Below are 14,597 nucleotides of genomic sequence, written 5' to 3' on the forward strand. Positions count from 1 at the left end.
TGTGGCCCGACTTGGACGTGCCCGCGAAAACAAAGAAGGTGACCACGCATATGGCTCAATCTTACCTAGGCCAAAAACGGCTTCGGAAATACTTCGGTAAAATCCGTGAAGTTCTTGAGATGCCGAATCTTATTGAGGTTCAGAAATCATCTTATGATCTGTTCTTGAAATCTGGCGATACGCTGGAGCCCATGGACGGCGAAGGTATCAAAGGTGTTTTCCAATCGGTTTTCCCGATTAAGGATTTCAACGAGACTTCCATTCTTGAATTCGTGAAATACGAACTCGAGAAGCCAAAATATGATGTTGAAGAATGTCAGCAACGCGACATGACTTACGCAGCACCGTTGAAGGTGACATTGCGTTTGATCGTGTTCGATATTGATGAAGATACTGGCGCGAAATCTGTAAAAGACATCAAAGAGCAAGACGTATTCATGGGCGACATGCCTTTGATGACCCCGAACGGCACATTCGTCGTGAACGGGACCGAACGTGTGATCGTTTCCCAGATGCACCGTTCGCCTGGCGTGTTCTTTGACCATGACAAAGGCAAAACGCATTCTTCAGGTAAGCTCCTGTTTGCGTGTCGTATTATCCCTTACCGTGGGTCATGGCTCGATTTCGAATTTGATGCCAAAGACATCGTGTTTGCACGGATCGACCGTCGTCGTAAGTTGCCTGTCACCACGCTGCTTTATGCGCTGGGTCTGGACCAAGAGGGCATCATGGATGCCTATTACGACACCGTAGATTTCAAACTGAAGAAGAACAAAGGTTGGGCAACCAAGTTCTTCCCAGAGCGTCTGCGCGGTACACGTCCAACTTATGATTTGGTCGATGCAGCAACTGGCGAAGTTATCGCCGAAGCGGGCAAAAAAGTAACGCCACGTGCCGTGAAAAAATTGATCGAAGAAGGTTCTGTTACTGAGCTTCTCGTGCCGTTTGATCACATCGTGGGCCGTTTTGTTGCGAAAGACATTATCAACGAAGAAACTGGTGCGATCTACGCAGAAGCCGGCGATGAGTTGACTTGGGAAGTGGACAAAGACGGCGATGTTATCGGCGGCACATTAAAAGAATTGCTGGACGCTGGCATTCTCGACATCCCTGTTCTGGATATCGACAACATCAACGTTGGTCCTTACATCCGCAACACAGTTGCGGCAGATAAAAACATGGGTCGCGATACTGCGCTCATGGATATCTACCGTGTGATGCGTCCGGGTGAGCCACCCACTGTTGAAGCAGCAAGCAACCTGTTTGACACATTGTTCTTTGATAGCGAACGCTATGACTTGTCCGCCGTTGGCCGGGTAAAAATGAACATGCGTCTCGCGCTTGATGCCGAAGACACAATGCGCACCTTGCGCAAAGAAGACATTGTTTCTTGTATCAAAGCGTTGGTTGACCTGCGCGATGGTCGCGGTGGCATCGACGACATTGACCACCTCGGCAACCGTCGTGTGCGTTCTGTTGGCGAGCTGATGGAAAACCAATACCGCGTTGGCCTATTGCGCATGGAACGTGCGATCAAAGAGCGGATGTCTTCCGTTGAGATCGACACGGTCATGCCGCAAGATTTGATCAACGCCAAACCGGCTGCTGCGGCTGTTCGCGAGTTCTTTGGCTCTTCTCAGCTGTCACAGTTCATGGACCAAACCAACCCATTGTCAGAAGTAACGCACAAGCGCCGCTTGTCTGCGCTTGGGCCTGGTGGTTTGACCCGCGAACGTGCTGGCTTTGAGGTGCGTGACGTTCACACCACACACTACGGTCGTATGTGTCCGATTGAGACACCAGAGGGTCCAAACATTGGTTTGATCAACTCTTTGGCGACATTTGCACGTGTTAACAAATACGGTTTCATCGAAACGCCTTATCGTAAGGTTGAAAATGGTCATGTAACGGACGAAGTTCACTACATGTCTGCGACCGAAGAAATGCGCCACACTGTAGCGCAGGCCAACGCGTCACTTGATGAAAACGATAATTTCGTCAACGAATTGGTTAACACACGCCAATCAGGTGACTACCAAATGTCTCCACGTGAAAATGTTGATCTGATCGACGTTTCACCAAAGCAGTTGGTATCTGTTGCGGCATCTTTGATTCCATTCCTTGAAAACGACGATGCGAACCGGGCCTTGATGGGCTCGAACATGATGCGTCAGGCGGTTCCACTGCTTCAGGCCGAAGCGCCTTTGGTTGGTACCGGGATCGAGGAAATTGTTGCACGTGACTCTGGTGCGGCGATCATGGCGAAACGCGGTGGTGTCATCGACCAAGTTGATGCAACACGTATCGTTGTACGCGCGACCGAAGATCTCGAGTTGGGTGATGCGGGTGTTGATATCTATCGCATGCGCAAATTCCAACGTTCCAACCAAAACACCTGCATTAACCAGCGTCCGCTGGTGAAAGTTGGCGATAAGGTTGGCAAAGGCGAAGTTATTGCTGACGGTCCATCCACGGATATGGGTGAATTGTCCCTAGGTAAAAATGTGATCGTCGCGTTTATGCCTTGGAACGGCTATAACTACGAAGACTCCATCCTGATTTCTGAGCGCATCGCGCGTGACGACGTATTCACATCGATTCACATCGAAGAATTCGAAGTTGCGGCCCGTGATACAAAGCTCGGTCCAGAGGAAATCACACGCGACATTCCGAACGTCGGTGAAGAAGCGCTGCGCAACCTCGACGAGGCTGGTATCGTTTACATCGGTGCGGATGTTGAACCGGGTGATATCCTAGTTGGTAAGATCACACCAAAAGGCGAAAGCCCGATGACACCAGAAGAAAAACTTCTGCGTGCTATCTTTGGTGAAAAAGCATCTGACGTGCGCGATACATCGTTGCGCGTGAAACCGGGTGATTTCGGGACTGTTGTTGAAGTTCGTGTATTCAACCGCCACGGCGTTGAAAAAGACGAACGTGCTTTGCAGATCGAACGCGAAGAAGTTGAACAACTTGCTCGTGACCGCGACGATGAGCTCGCGATCCTTGACCGCAACATCTATGCGCGCCTGAAAGGTGTGTTGTTGGGTAAAACTGCGGTTAAAGGTCCAAAAGGCATTCGTCCGAAAACCGAAATCACCGACGAAGTACTGGCAACAATGTCACGTGGTCTTTGGTGGCAGCTTGCTGTTGAAGAAGAGAGCGACGCGCAAATCGTCGAGGCTCTGAACGCGCAGTATGATGTTCAGAAACGTACGCTCGAAGCACGTTTCGAAGACAAAGTCGAAAAAGTACGTCGTGGTGATGACTTGCCACCAGGTGTGATGAAGATGGTTAAAGTCTTTATCGCGGTGAAGCGTAAGCTTCAGCCGGGCGATAAAATGGCGGGTCGTCACGGGAACAAAGGTGTTATTTCCAAGGTTGTACCAATGGAAGACATGCCGTTCCTCGCCGATGGTACGCCGGTTGACTTTTGTCTGAACCCACTGGGTGTGCCTTCACGTATGAACGTTGGTCAGATCCTTGAAACCCATATGGGTTGGGCCGCACGTGGTCTTGGTCTTGATATCGATGGCGCACTGCAAGACTACCGTCGTTCTGGTGATCTGACGCCTGTTCGTGATGCTATGAAAAACGCCTATGGTGAAAATGTCTACGACGAAGGCATTGCCAGCATGGACGAGGCAGAATTGGTCGAAGCTGCGGGTAACGTAACCCGTGGTGTGCCAATCGCGACGCCTGTTTTCGATGGTGCCAAAGAGGCAGATGTTAATGACTCGCTTACACGTGCTGGGTTTGACACTTCTGGTCAGTCTGTCTTGTTTGACGGACGTACCGGTGAACAGTTCGCTCGTGAAGTGACAGTCGGCGTTAAATATCTTCTGAAACTGCACCACCTTGTGGATGACAAAATCCACGCACGTTCGACTGGTCCATACTCACTTGTTACGCAGCAGCCGCTGGGTGGTAAGGCGCAGTTTGGTGGTCAGCGCTTTGGGGAAATGGAAGTCTGGGCTCTCGAAGCTTATGGCGCAGCCTACACCCTGCAAGAGATGCTTACCGTGAAGTCAGATGACGTTGCGGGCCGGACCAAAGTCTATGAGTCTATCGTCAAAGGCGAAGACAACTATGAGGCTGGCGTTCCAGAAAGCTTTAACGTGCTGGTGAAAGAAGTCCGGGGCCTCGGCCTCAACATGGAACTCCTGGATGCGGAGGAAGAGTAAGGCGTTCGCGCCTTCCTCATCCCATCCCCTTAGAAAAAGGTACGCAAAATGAACCAGGAACTATCAACAAACCCGTTTAACCCGCTTGCACCGGTTAAGACGTTCGACGAGATTAAAGTCTCTCTTGCGTCTCCGGAGCGCATCTTGTCGTGGTCTTTCGGGGAAATCAAAAAACCAGAAACCATCAACTACCGGACATTTAAACCGGAACGTGACGGTCTTTTCTGCGCACGTATCTTTGGCCCGATCAAAGATTACGAATGCCTCTGCGGCAAATATAAGCGCATGAAATATCGCGGCGTTGTCTGTGAGAAATGCGGTGTTGAGGTTACGCTTCAAAAAGTCCGTCGTGAACGTATGGGCCACATAGAGCTGGCCGCACCTTGCGCGCACATCTGGTTTCTAAAATCGCTTCCTTCCCGCATCGGTTTGATGTTGGATGTGACCTTGCGCGATCTTGAACGTATTCTCTACTTTGAGAACTACGTTGTGATCGAACCGGGCCTCACCGACCTGACCTTTGGTCAGTTGATGAGCGAAGAAGAGTACATGGACGCGCAAGATGCCTATGGCATGGACGCGTTCACAGCAGGTATCGGCGCTGAGGCGATCCGTGAAATGCTGTCGATGATCGACCTTGAGGCCGAAGCCGAAAACCTACGTGCCGATTTGGCTGTAGCGACCGGCGAACTGAAGCCAAAGAAAATCATCAAACGTTTAAAAATCGTTGAATCCTTCCTAGAATCTGGCAACCGCCCAGAGTGGATGGTGATGACGGTGATCCCTGTGATCCCACCAGAATTGCGCCCATTGGTGCCGCTGGATGGCGGCCGTTTCGCGACATCTGATTTGAACGACCTTTACCGTCGTGTGATCAACCGGAACAACCGTCTGAAGCGTCTGATCGAATTGCGCGCACCTGACATCATCGTACGTAACGAAAAACGTATGTTGCAGGAATCTGTGGATGCATTGTTTGACAACGGGCGTCGTGGTCGTGTGATCACTGGCGCGAACAAACGTCCTCTGAAATCTCTCAGCGATATGCTGAAAGGTAAGCAGGGTCGTTTCCGTCAGAACCTTTTGGGTAAGCGCGTCGACTTCTCTGGTCGTTCGGTTATTGTGACTGGCCCTGAACTGAAACTGCATCAATGTGGTCTTCCTAAGAAGATGGCGTTGGAGCTGTTCAAGCCGTTCATCTACAGCCGCCTAGAAATGCGCGGTCTGTCTTCGACTGTGAAACAAGCGAAGAAGCTGGTTGAAAAAGAGCGTCCCGAAGTTTGGGATATCTTGGACGAAGTGATCCGCGAACATCCTGTTATGTTGAACCGTGCGCCAACCTTGCACCGTTTGGGCATTCAGGCGTTTGAGCCGGTTCTGATCGAAGGTAAAGCGATCCAGCTTCATCCGCTTGTTTGTTCTGCGTTTAACGCTGACTTTGACGGTGACCAAATGGCGGTACACGTGCCGTTGTCTTTGGAAGCACAACTCGAAGCGCGCGTTTTGATGATGTCCACGAACAACGTTCTGTCACCTGCAAACGGTGCACCGATCATTGTTCCGTCACAGGATATGATCTTGGGTCTGTACTATACGACCATCGAACGTGAAGGCATGATTGGCGAAGGCTCTGTGTTTGGTTCTATCGAAGAGATGGAACATGCTTTGTCGTCTGGCGAAGTGCATTTGCATGCGAAGATCACTGCACGTCTTGCGCAATACGATGACGAAGGTAACGAAGTGCTTGAGCGCTTTGAAACCACTCCGGGTCGTATGCGTTTGGGTGCGCTTCTTCCGAAGAATTCCAAGGCACCATTTAGTCTTGTGAACCGTCTTCTACGTAAGAAAGAAGTGCAGCAGGTTATCGATACTGTGTATCGTTACTGTGGTCAGAAAGAGTCTGTGATTTTCTGTGATCAGATCATGACTATGGGCTTCCGCGAAGCGTTTAAAGCTGGGATTTCCTTTGGTAAGGACGACATGGTCGTTCCGGAAGCAAAATGGGAAATCGTTAACGGTACACGCGATCTCGTAAAAGGCTTTGAACAACAGTATATGGACGGTCTGATTACTCAGGGCGAAAAATACAACAAAGTCATCGATGCATGGTCTAAATGTAACGATACGCTGACTGATGCGATGATGGGTACTATTTCATCAACTGGTCGCGACGAAGATGGGTCTGAAAAAGAGCCAAACTCAGTTTACATGATGGCACACTCCGGTGCGCGTGGTTCTGTAACACAGATGAAACAGCTGGGCGGTATGCGCGGTTTGATGGCGAAACCGAACGGTGACATCATTGAAACCCCGATTATCTCAAACTTTAAAGAAGGTTTGTCCGTTCTCGAGTACTTCAACTCTACCCACGGTGCCCGTAAAGGTCTGTCGGATACGGCGTTGAAAACTGCGAACTCTGGTTATCTGACGCGTCGTTTGGTTGACGTTGCACAGGACTGCATCGTGCGTGCGCATGATTGTGGCACTGAGCGTTCAATCAAAGCCGAAGCAGCAACCAATGATGGCGAAGTCGTTTCACCTATCAGCGAAATTATCCTTGGTCGCGTTGCTGCCGAAGATGTTCTGCGCCCAGGTACAGACGAAGTGTTGCTAAAAGCTGGCGAATTGATCGACGAACGCAAAGCAGATGCCGTTGAAGAAGCCGGTGTTGCAACTATGCAGATGCGTAGCCCATTGACCTGTGAAGCTGAAGAAGGCGTTTGCGCCATGTGCTATGGTCGCGACCTTGCACGCGGTACAATGGTCAACCAAGGTGAAGCCGTCGGCATCATCGCGGCGCAGTCCATTGGTGAGCCGGGTACTCAGCTGACCATGCGTACGTTCCACATTGGTGGTGTTGCGCAGGCTGGTGGCCAGCAATCGTTCCAAGAAGCAGGCCAAGAAGGTAAGATTGAGATGCGCAATGCTTCTCTGTTGACCAACGCGGCGGGCGAAACTGTTGTCATGAGCCGGAACACATCTGTTGCGATCATCGACGAAGTTGGTCAGGAACTTGCTGTTCACAAGGTAAGCTATGGTTCCAAACTGCACGTTACCGATGGGCAAGCAATTGCGCGTGGTGATAAGCTGTTTGAGTGGGATCCATACACATTGCCGATCATCGCTGAAAAAGACGGTGTTGCTAAATTTGTTGACCTTACCAGCGGCATCGCCGTGCGTGACGTAACAGATGACGCAACTGGCATGACACAGAAAATCGTTATCGATTGGCGCTCTGCGCCAAAAGGCAACGAGTTGAAGCCAGAAATCATCATCATGGGTGAAGATGGCGAACCAATGCGTAATGATCAGGGTAATCCTGTGACTTATGCAATGTCAGTGGACGCAATTTTGTCCGTTGAAGAAAGCTCAAATGTCAAAGCTGGTGACGTTCTTGCACGTATTCCACGTGAAGGAACAAAAACCAAAGACATTACCGGTGGTCTTCCTCGGGTTGCTGAATTGTTTGAGGCACGTCGTCCAAAAGATCACGCTATCATCGCTGAAATCGATGGTTATGTGCGCTTTGGTCGTGACTATAAAAACAAGCGTCGTGTATCGATCGAGCCAGCTGATGATAGCATGGAAACCGTCGAGTACATGGTTCCAAAAGGCAAACACATCCCGGTTGCCGAAGGTGACTTCATCCAAAAAGGTGAATACCTGATGGATGGTAACCCGGCGCCGCACGATATTCTTGCGGTTATGGGTGTCGAAGCGCTTGCCAATTACATGGTCAACGAAGTTCAGGACGTTTATCGCCTGCAAGGTGTTAAAATCAACGACAAGCACATCGAAGTTATTGTGCGCCAAATGTTGCAGAAATGGGAAATCCAGGACTCTGGTGAGACCACTCTGTTGAAAGGCGAACACGTCGATAAAGTTGAGTTTGACGCAGCGAACGAAAAAGCATTGGCACGGGGCGCACGCCCAGCCAAAGGTGAACCCATCCTTCTCGGGATTACCAAAGCTTCACTGCAGACACGTTCGTTCATCTCTGCGGCATCCTTCCAGGAAACCACCCGCGTTCTGACCGAAGCGTCAGTTCAGGGCAAAAAGGATAAACTGGTTGGCCTCAAAGAGAACGTTATTGTTGGCCGTCTGATCCCAGCAGGGACAGGTGGTGCAACGCAGCAAATGCGCCGCGTTGCCCATGATCGCGATAACGTTGTTCTTGAGGCGCGTCGTATCGAAGCCGAACAGGCTGCTGCTTTGGCTGCACCTAGCGCTTTTGAGACACCTGCATTTGGTGGCGACGAAAGTGGTCTAGGCGATGTTCTTGGTGATGAGGTTCTGGATTCAGGTCTCGTTGATACAATGGAAAGCCGCGACGAGTAATTTCGTACTTTTGAATTGAGAAAACCCGGTCAGAGCAATCTGGCCGGGTTTTCTTTTGTCTAGACTACTTGTAGATGGCGGTGGTCCGTCTAAGGTGAATTTATCGAACAGATGAATTGCGAGTGTGGCCGTGGAATATTTCAATCAGGTTATAGGACTAATCCGGTTTTCATATCCGGCACGTACAGGCTTCAGGATTGAACATGAGACCGATGAAGATCGAGAAACCTTTCTTTTTGATCGTGAACGATTGGAACGCCGGTTCCATCTACTTGAAACATTGACCATTCCTTCTTTGATTGCCCAAGAGGACCAAGAGTTCAGCCTTGTTGTCTTGACTGGGGATAATCTTCCTGATTGGGCTAAGGAGCGGCTCGAAAAATCGATTACTGGGCTGCACGATGCGCGGATTGTGTATGAATGGCCACGGCTTCATCAAATTGCGATCCGGCGGGCCTTTGATGCAATCAAGATCCCGTGGGCGACGCATTTTACGACGTTTCGTTTGGATGATGATGATGCCGTTGCTAAATCATTTACTCGCAGGACAAAGGCCACCGCTTCGATGCTAATTGAACATGAACGGTGCGAAGCGCCAGTCGTGATTGGATATAACAAGGGATTTTATCTGAATATTATGGATGGCGATAATGACATCTACGATGTTTCAGAAAAGACGCCTCTTGGTATCGGGTTATCCTTGCTCGCGCCTGCGGATTACGAACAAAATATCTACGTACGTAATCATCGGATGCTTCCGGCGTATTTTGACACATATACCGTTGCTGATACGCCGATGTTCATTCGATCAGTCCATGGTGACAATGATTCAACGTCGTTTATGTCAGGGAAAGAGCGGACAATGTCCCGCGGTGAAATAAATCTCCTTTTAATGACTGAATTTGGTTTCGGTCTTGAGCATGTGATGGACATATGACCAAATATTCTGCTTTGTCTGACAACGCCAAGGGCTGCATTTTGATGATGCTGAGCATGGCGTTTTTCACGTTTAACGATACCTTTATGAAATTGCTCTCTGCTGATGTCCCGTTGTTTCAAGCGTTATTCTTTCGCAGCATTATAACGGTCGTTTTGATGGCGGGAATTGCCCATCGACAAGGAGCGTTGCACCTGAAATTCCCAAAACGAGACCGCATTGCGATATTGGTGCGCACATCATGTGAGGTTGCGACGGCGTACCTCTTCCTGACTGCATTGTTTCACATGCCATTGGCGAATCTGACGGCGATCTTACAAGCACTACCTTTGACAATTGCCTTGGCAGGGGCTGTCTTTTTAAAGGAGCCAATTGGATGGCGCCGGATGATTGCAATCTTGATTGGTTTGGTTGGCGTACTCTTGATCGTCCGACCTGGTCCGTCAGGATTTGATTTTTACTCAATTTACGCTTTGCTTGCCGTGGGAATGATCACAATTCGCGACCTTGTCGCCCGTCGGTTATCGCGCGAAACACCTTCGATGACCGTAGCGCTGTCTGCTGCAATTGGGGTTTTGCTGTTTTCGGGTGGAATGACATTAGGTGAAACTTGGGCAACTGTGGAAGTGGTGCATTGGATGTTCATTTCAGCTGCAGCCCTGTGCGTCGTCGGGGGGTATTTGTTTAGTGTTATGGTCATGCGGCAAGGTGATATTGGGCTTGTTGCCCCGTTTCGCTATACGGGTTTACTGTGGGCGCTGGTATTGGGTTTCTTCGTGTTCGGGGATTGGCCCGATGCGGTGACGTTATTGGGGGCGTTGATCGTTGTGTTGATGGGCGCGTTTACCTTCTATCGAGAGCGCCAACTTGCGAGGCAGGCGTGATGGGGTTTATTCAGGTCCTTGGTCTTTGTCGTTTTTCATTTCCTGCGACACTCGATTCATTTCAAACGCGGCATACGACAATGGAAGAACGGCGGGCTTACCTATATAGTACGGATCGTCTAGAGTTGCGGTGTCATTGGTTCGAGCACATGGCGTTGCCGGCACTAAAGGCGCAGACTGATAAACGGTTTACGCTTTTGCTTCTATTCGGTGATGATTTTCCAGAACCATATCGCAGTCGCATGCTGGATATGATCCGTGATGTTAAACAAATTGTTCCCGTTTTTCGGCCAAGCCAGCCGCATCGCGATTTGTATCGAGAATTGATGACCGATGCGCGTTATCCTAATGCGCGAGTGGTGGCCGAATTTCGGCTGGATGACGATGATGCTGTGGCGGTGGATTTTGTGGCCCAAACGCGGTTGCAATTTCATCGGGTGTCAAAGCTAACTGAAAACTCCGATAGGATTGCGGTCGACTTTAGCAAAGGGGTGGCTGTGCTGGCGGAAAAGGAAGGGCAGGTTGCCTATACACCTGTCATAGCACCAAACTGGGCGCCGGGCATGGTTATCTATCTTCCACCGAATGACGAACGGTCTGTTATGGACTTCCCGCATTACAAAATCGCGCGGCGGATGCCTGTTGTGTCACTCCAGCACAAAATGATGTTTCTGAGAGGGGCGCATTGGACAAATGATAGTCCGATCAAAATAAATCGACTTGAATTCGATTTTGAAATGACGCAAATGAAGCAAACATTGAGTGAGAGATTTGCGTTTAACACTGCTTCTTTTGAGGCTGGATTAAAGGCGCTTTGATCGGGTTGTCAGGGCTGCGGATTTCCGCGCGACCTGTTGACAACACTTGCGACTCCCCATATACGGCGCTCACTTGGGCAGGGAGTATTCCCACTATCGCCTAAATCAGAACTATTGTGGTCATGATCCAAGTATAACTTTGATCCTCTGTATACCCGCCGCGTCGCATCCGAATAAGCGGAAGCGTATGCGGTTTTGGCGCTTTGTAATGATGCAAAGTGCTTTTGAAACTAGAAATGTGTTGCGACACGGGGAAATAACCGGAATGCCAACGATACAACAGCTGATCCGCAAGCCGCGCCAGCCGAAAGTAAAACGCTCAAAGTCGATGCACCTGCAATCGTGCCCGCAGAAACGCGGCGTATGTACACGTGTTTATACGACTACTCCTAAGAAACCGAACTCCGCTATGCGGAAAGTTGCGAAGGTTCGCTTGACCAACGGTTTCGAAGTCATCTCTTACATCCCAGGTGAGAGCCACAACCTTCAAGAACACTCAGTTGTTCTGATCCGTGGCGGCCGTGTAAAAGACCTTCCGGGTGTCCGTTACCACATCCTGCGCGGTGTGTTGGATACCCAAGGTGTTAAAGATCGTAAACAACGTCGTTCGAAATACGGCGCGAAGCGTCCTAAATAAGGAGAGGCCGAGATGTCCCGTCGTCACGCCGCCGAGAAACGTCAAGTTCTGCCAGACGCCAAATTTGGTGATACAGTTCTGACGAAATTTATGAACAACCTGATGATCGATGGCAAAAAATCTGCCGCCGAACGCATTGTTTACAATGCATTTGATCGCGTTGAAGAGAAAATCAAACGTGCTCCAGTGGAAGTATTCCACGAAGCTCTTGATAACATCAAACCTTCTGTCGAAGTTCGCTCACGTCGTGTGGGTGGTGCTACGTATCAGGTGCCGGTTGAAGTTCGTCCTGAGCGTCGCGAAGCGCTTGCAATCCGTTGGTTGATTATCGCTGCTCGTAAGCGCAACGAAAACACCATGGAAGAGCGTCTTGCTGGTGAACTGCTTGATGCAGTGAACTCTCGCGGTACTGCCGTGAAGAAGCGCGAAGACACCCATAAAATGGCCGATGCGAACAAAGCATTCAGCCATTATCGCTGGTAATTCCACAGAGGTTATTGACCAAATGGCACGCGAATACCCCCTCGACCGCTACCGTAACTTCGGGATCATGGCGCACATTGATGCAGGTAAAACTACCTGTTCAGAGCGCATCCTGTTTTACACTGGTAAGTCACACAACATTGGCGAAGTTCACGACGGCGCTGCTACCATGGATCACATGGAGCAAGAGCAAGAACGTGGCATCACCATTACTTCGGCTGCGACAACCACATTCTGGGAACGCACCGAAGATGGCGCGACTGCGGATTCTGAAAAGCACCGCATGAACATCATCGACACTCCAGGGCACGTTGACTTCACTATTGAAGTTGAACGTTCTTTGGCTGTTCTCGATGGCGCTGTTGCACTTCTAGACGCCAACGCTGGTGTTGAACCTCAGACTGAAACCGTGTGGCGTCAAGCTGACCGCTACAAGGTTCCACGTATTGTGTTCGTCAATAAGATGGACAAAATCGGTGCTGACTTCTTCAACTGTGTTGACATGATCGCAGATCGCACAGGCGCACGCCCAATGCCGATCCAGTGCCCAATCGGTGCTGAGACTGAGCTTGAAGGCATGGTTGATCTTGTCACCATGAAGGAATGGGTCTGGGCTGGCGAAGATCTTGGCGCTTCTTGGGAACACCGCGAAATTCGCGCTGAACTCAAAGACAAGTGCGAAGAAATGCGCAGCGAGATGATCGAATTGGCCGTCGAAATGGACGACGATGCCATGGAAGCTTATCTCGAAGGTGAAGAGCCATCAGTCGAAAAGCTACGTGAGTTGATCCGTAAGGGTACACTTGCAATGACTTTCGTCCCAGTTCTTTGTGGCTCTGCGTTTAAAAACAAAGGTGTTCAGCCTTTGCTCAACGCTGTGATCGACTTCTTGCCCAGCCCGCTGGACGTTGAAGATTACATGGGCTTTAAGCCAGGTGACGAAGAAGAGGTTCGTGACATCGCGCGCCGTGCAGATGATGACATGGCGTTTTCCGCGCTAGCGTTCAAAATCTGGAATGACCCCTTTGTTGGTTCTTTGACCTTTACACGTATTTACTCCGGTAAACTCGAAAAAGGCGATGGCTTCCTGAACTCGACCAAAGGCAAAAAAGAGCGCGTTGGCCGCATGATGATCATGCACTCCAACGATCGTGATGAAATCACCGAAGCATTCGCTGGTGACATTATCGCTCTTGGCGGTCTTAAAGACACAACCACTGGTGATACGCTTTGCGCGATTAACGCTCCTGTGATCTTGGAAACAATGAACTTCCCAGATCCAGTGATCGAAATCGCGGTGGAGCCTAAAACCAAGGGTGACCAAGAGAAAATGTCGACTGGCCTTCAGCGCCTAGCGGCAGAAGATCCGTCATTCCGCGTGGAAACTGACTTTGAATCTGGTCAGACCATCATGAAAGGCATGGGCGAACTTCACCTCGATATTCTGGTGGACCGTCTGCGTCGTGAGTTTAAGGTTGAAGCGAACATTGGTGCCCCTCAGGTTGCCTATCGTGAAACCATTGGTCACGAAGTTGAACATACCTACACCCACAAGAAACAATCTGGTGGTTCTGGTCAGTTCGGCGAAGTGAAAATGGTTATTTCTCCGACGGAGCCTGGCGAAGGTTTCAGCTTTGAGTCTAAAATCGTTGGTGGTTCTATTCCAAAAGAATACATCCCTGGCGTTGAAAAAGGCATCAAATCAGTCATGGACAGCGGCCCACTTGCTGGCTTCCCTGTGATCGATTTTAAAGTTGCTTTGATCGACGGTAAATTCCACGATGTTGACTCCAGCGTTCTTGCGTTCGAAATCGCTGCACGTATGTGTATGCGTGAAGGCATGCGCAAAGCTGGCGCGAAAATGCTCGAGCCGATCATGAAAGTCGAAGTGATCACACCAGAAGAATACACTGGTGGTATCATCGGCGATCTTACATCGCGTCGTGGTATGGTTCAGGGGCAGGACGCTCGTGGTAACGCAATCGCAATTGATGCGTTTGTACCATTGGCGAACATGTTTGGTTACATCAACACATTGCGTTCCATGTCTTCTGGCCGTGCGAACTTCTCAATGCAGTTTGATCACTACGATCCAGTGCCGCAGTCTGTTTCAGACGAAATTCAGGCGAAATTCGCCTAATCGAAATCGGGGAAGCGTTCTGCGCTTCCCCTCTCTTGATAAATGGAGGCCACCATGGCTAAGGAAAAGTTTGAGCGGTCGAAGCCGCATTGTAACATTGGTACTATCGGTCACGTTGACCACGGTAAGACCACATTGACAGCTGCGATCACAAAGCAGTTTGGCGATTTCAAAGC

Annotated in this window: 9 protein-coding genes; all 9 read left to right on the forward strand. The window is 50.0% G+C overall.

Translation table 11 applies throughout. The features are described from left to right. Nucleotides 1–50: 50 nt before the first annotated feature. Entirely contained in the window at nucleotides 51–4,184 is a 4,134-nt protein-coding gene (rpoB, locus tag G9C99_RS13275) for a DNA-directed RNA polymerase subunit beta (protein WP_166417992.1), read from the forward strand. Nucleotides 4,185–4,232: 48 nt separating this feature from the next. Continuing rightward, nucleotides 4,233–8,522 (forward strand): DNA-directed RNA polymerase subunit beta', encoded by a 4,290-nt coding sequence (gene rpoC, locus G9C99_RS13280; protein WP_166417993.1) that lies wholly within the window; start codon nucleotides 4,233–4,235, stop codon nucleotides 8,520–8,522. 130 nt (nucleotides 8,523–8,652) lie between these two features. Next, a complete protein-coding gene (locus tag G9C99_RS13285; RefSeq protein WP_166417994.1) occupies nucleotides 8,653–9,459 on the forward strand; it encodes a glycosyltransferase in 807 nt (268 codons plus the stop codon). Continuing rightward, nucleotides 9,456–10,343: a DMT family transporter gene (locus G9C99_RS13290; protein ID WP_166417995.1), complete on the forward strand. Its 888-nt coding sequence runs from the start codon at nucleotides 9,456–9,458 to the stop codon at nucleotides 10,341–10,343. Before G9C99_RS13285 ends, G9C99_RS13290 begins: the two co-directional genes overlap by 4 nt. Continuing rightward, nucleotides 10,343–11,161 carry a glycosyltransferase gene (locus G9C99_RS13295; protein WP_166417996.1) on the forward strand — a complete coding sequence of 273 codons (819 nt, stop codon included), beginning with the start codon at nucleotides 10,343–10,345 and terminating at the stop codon, nucleotides 11,159–11,161. Before G9C99_RS13290 ends, G9C99_RS13295 begins: the two co-directional genes overlap by 1 nt. Nucleotides 11,162–11,426: 265 nt before the next feature. Next, entirely contained in the window at nucleotides 11,427–11,798 is a 372-nt protein-coding gene (rpsL, locus tag G9C99_RS13300) for a 30S ribosomal protein S12 (protein WP_039018325.1), read from the forward strand. A gap of 12 nt (nucleotides 11,799–11,810) precedes the next feature. Beyond that, the gene (gene rpsG / locus G9C99_RS13305) at nucleotides 11,811–12,281 is read left to right on the forward strand and encodes a 30S ribosomal protein S7 (RefSeq protein WP_166417997.1); all 471 of its coding nucleotides are present in this window, start codon (nucleotides 11,811–11,813) and stop codon (nucleotides 12,279–12,281) included. A gap of 22 nt (nucleotides 12,282–12,303) precedes the next feature. Further along, entirely contained in the window at nucleotides 12,304–14,421 is a 2,118-nt protein-coding gene (gene fusA / locus G9C99_RS13310; RefSeq protein WP_166418013.1) for an elongation factor G, read from the forward strand. 54 nt (nucleotides 14,422–14,475) lie between these two features. Further along, on the forward strand, nucleotides 14,476–14,597 hold a 122-nt coding region (locus G9C99_RS13315), incomplete at its 3' end, for a GTP-binding protein (RefSeq protein WP_231704078.1).

This window comes from Cochlodiniinecator piscidefendens, from assembly GCF_011326755.1.
Taxonomy (GTDB): Bacteria; Pseudomonadota; Alphaproteobacteria; order Rhodobacterales; family Rhodobacteraceae; genus Cochlodiniinecator; species Cochlodiniinecator piscidefendens.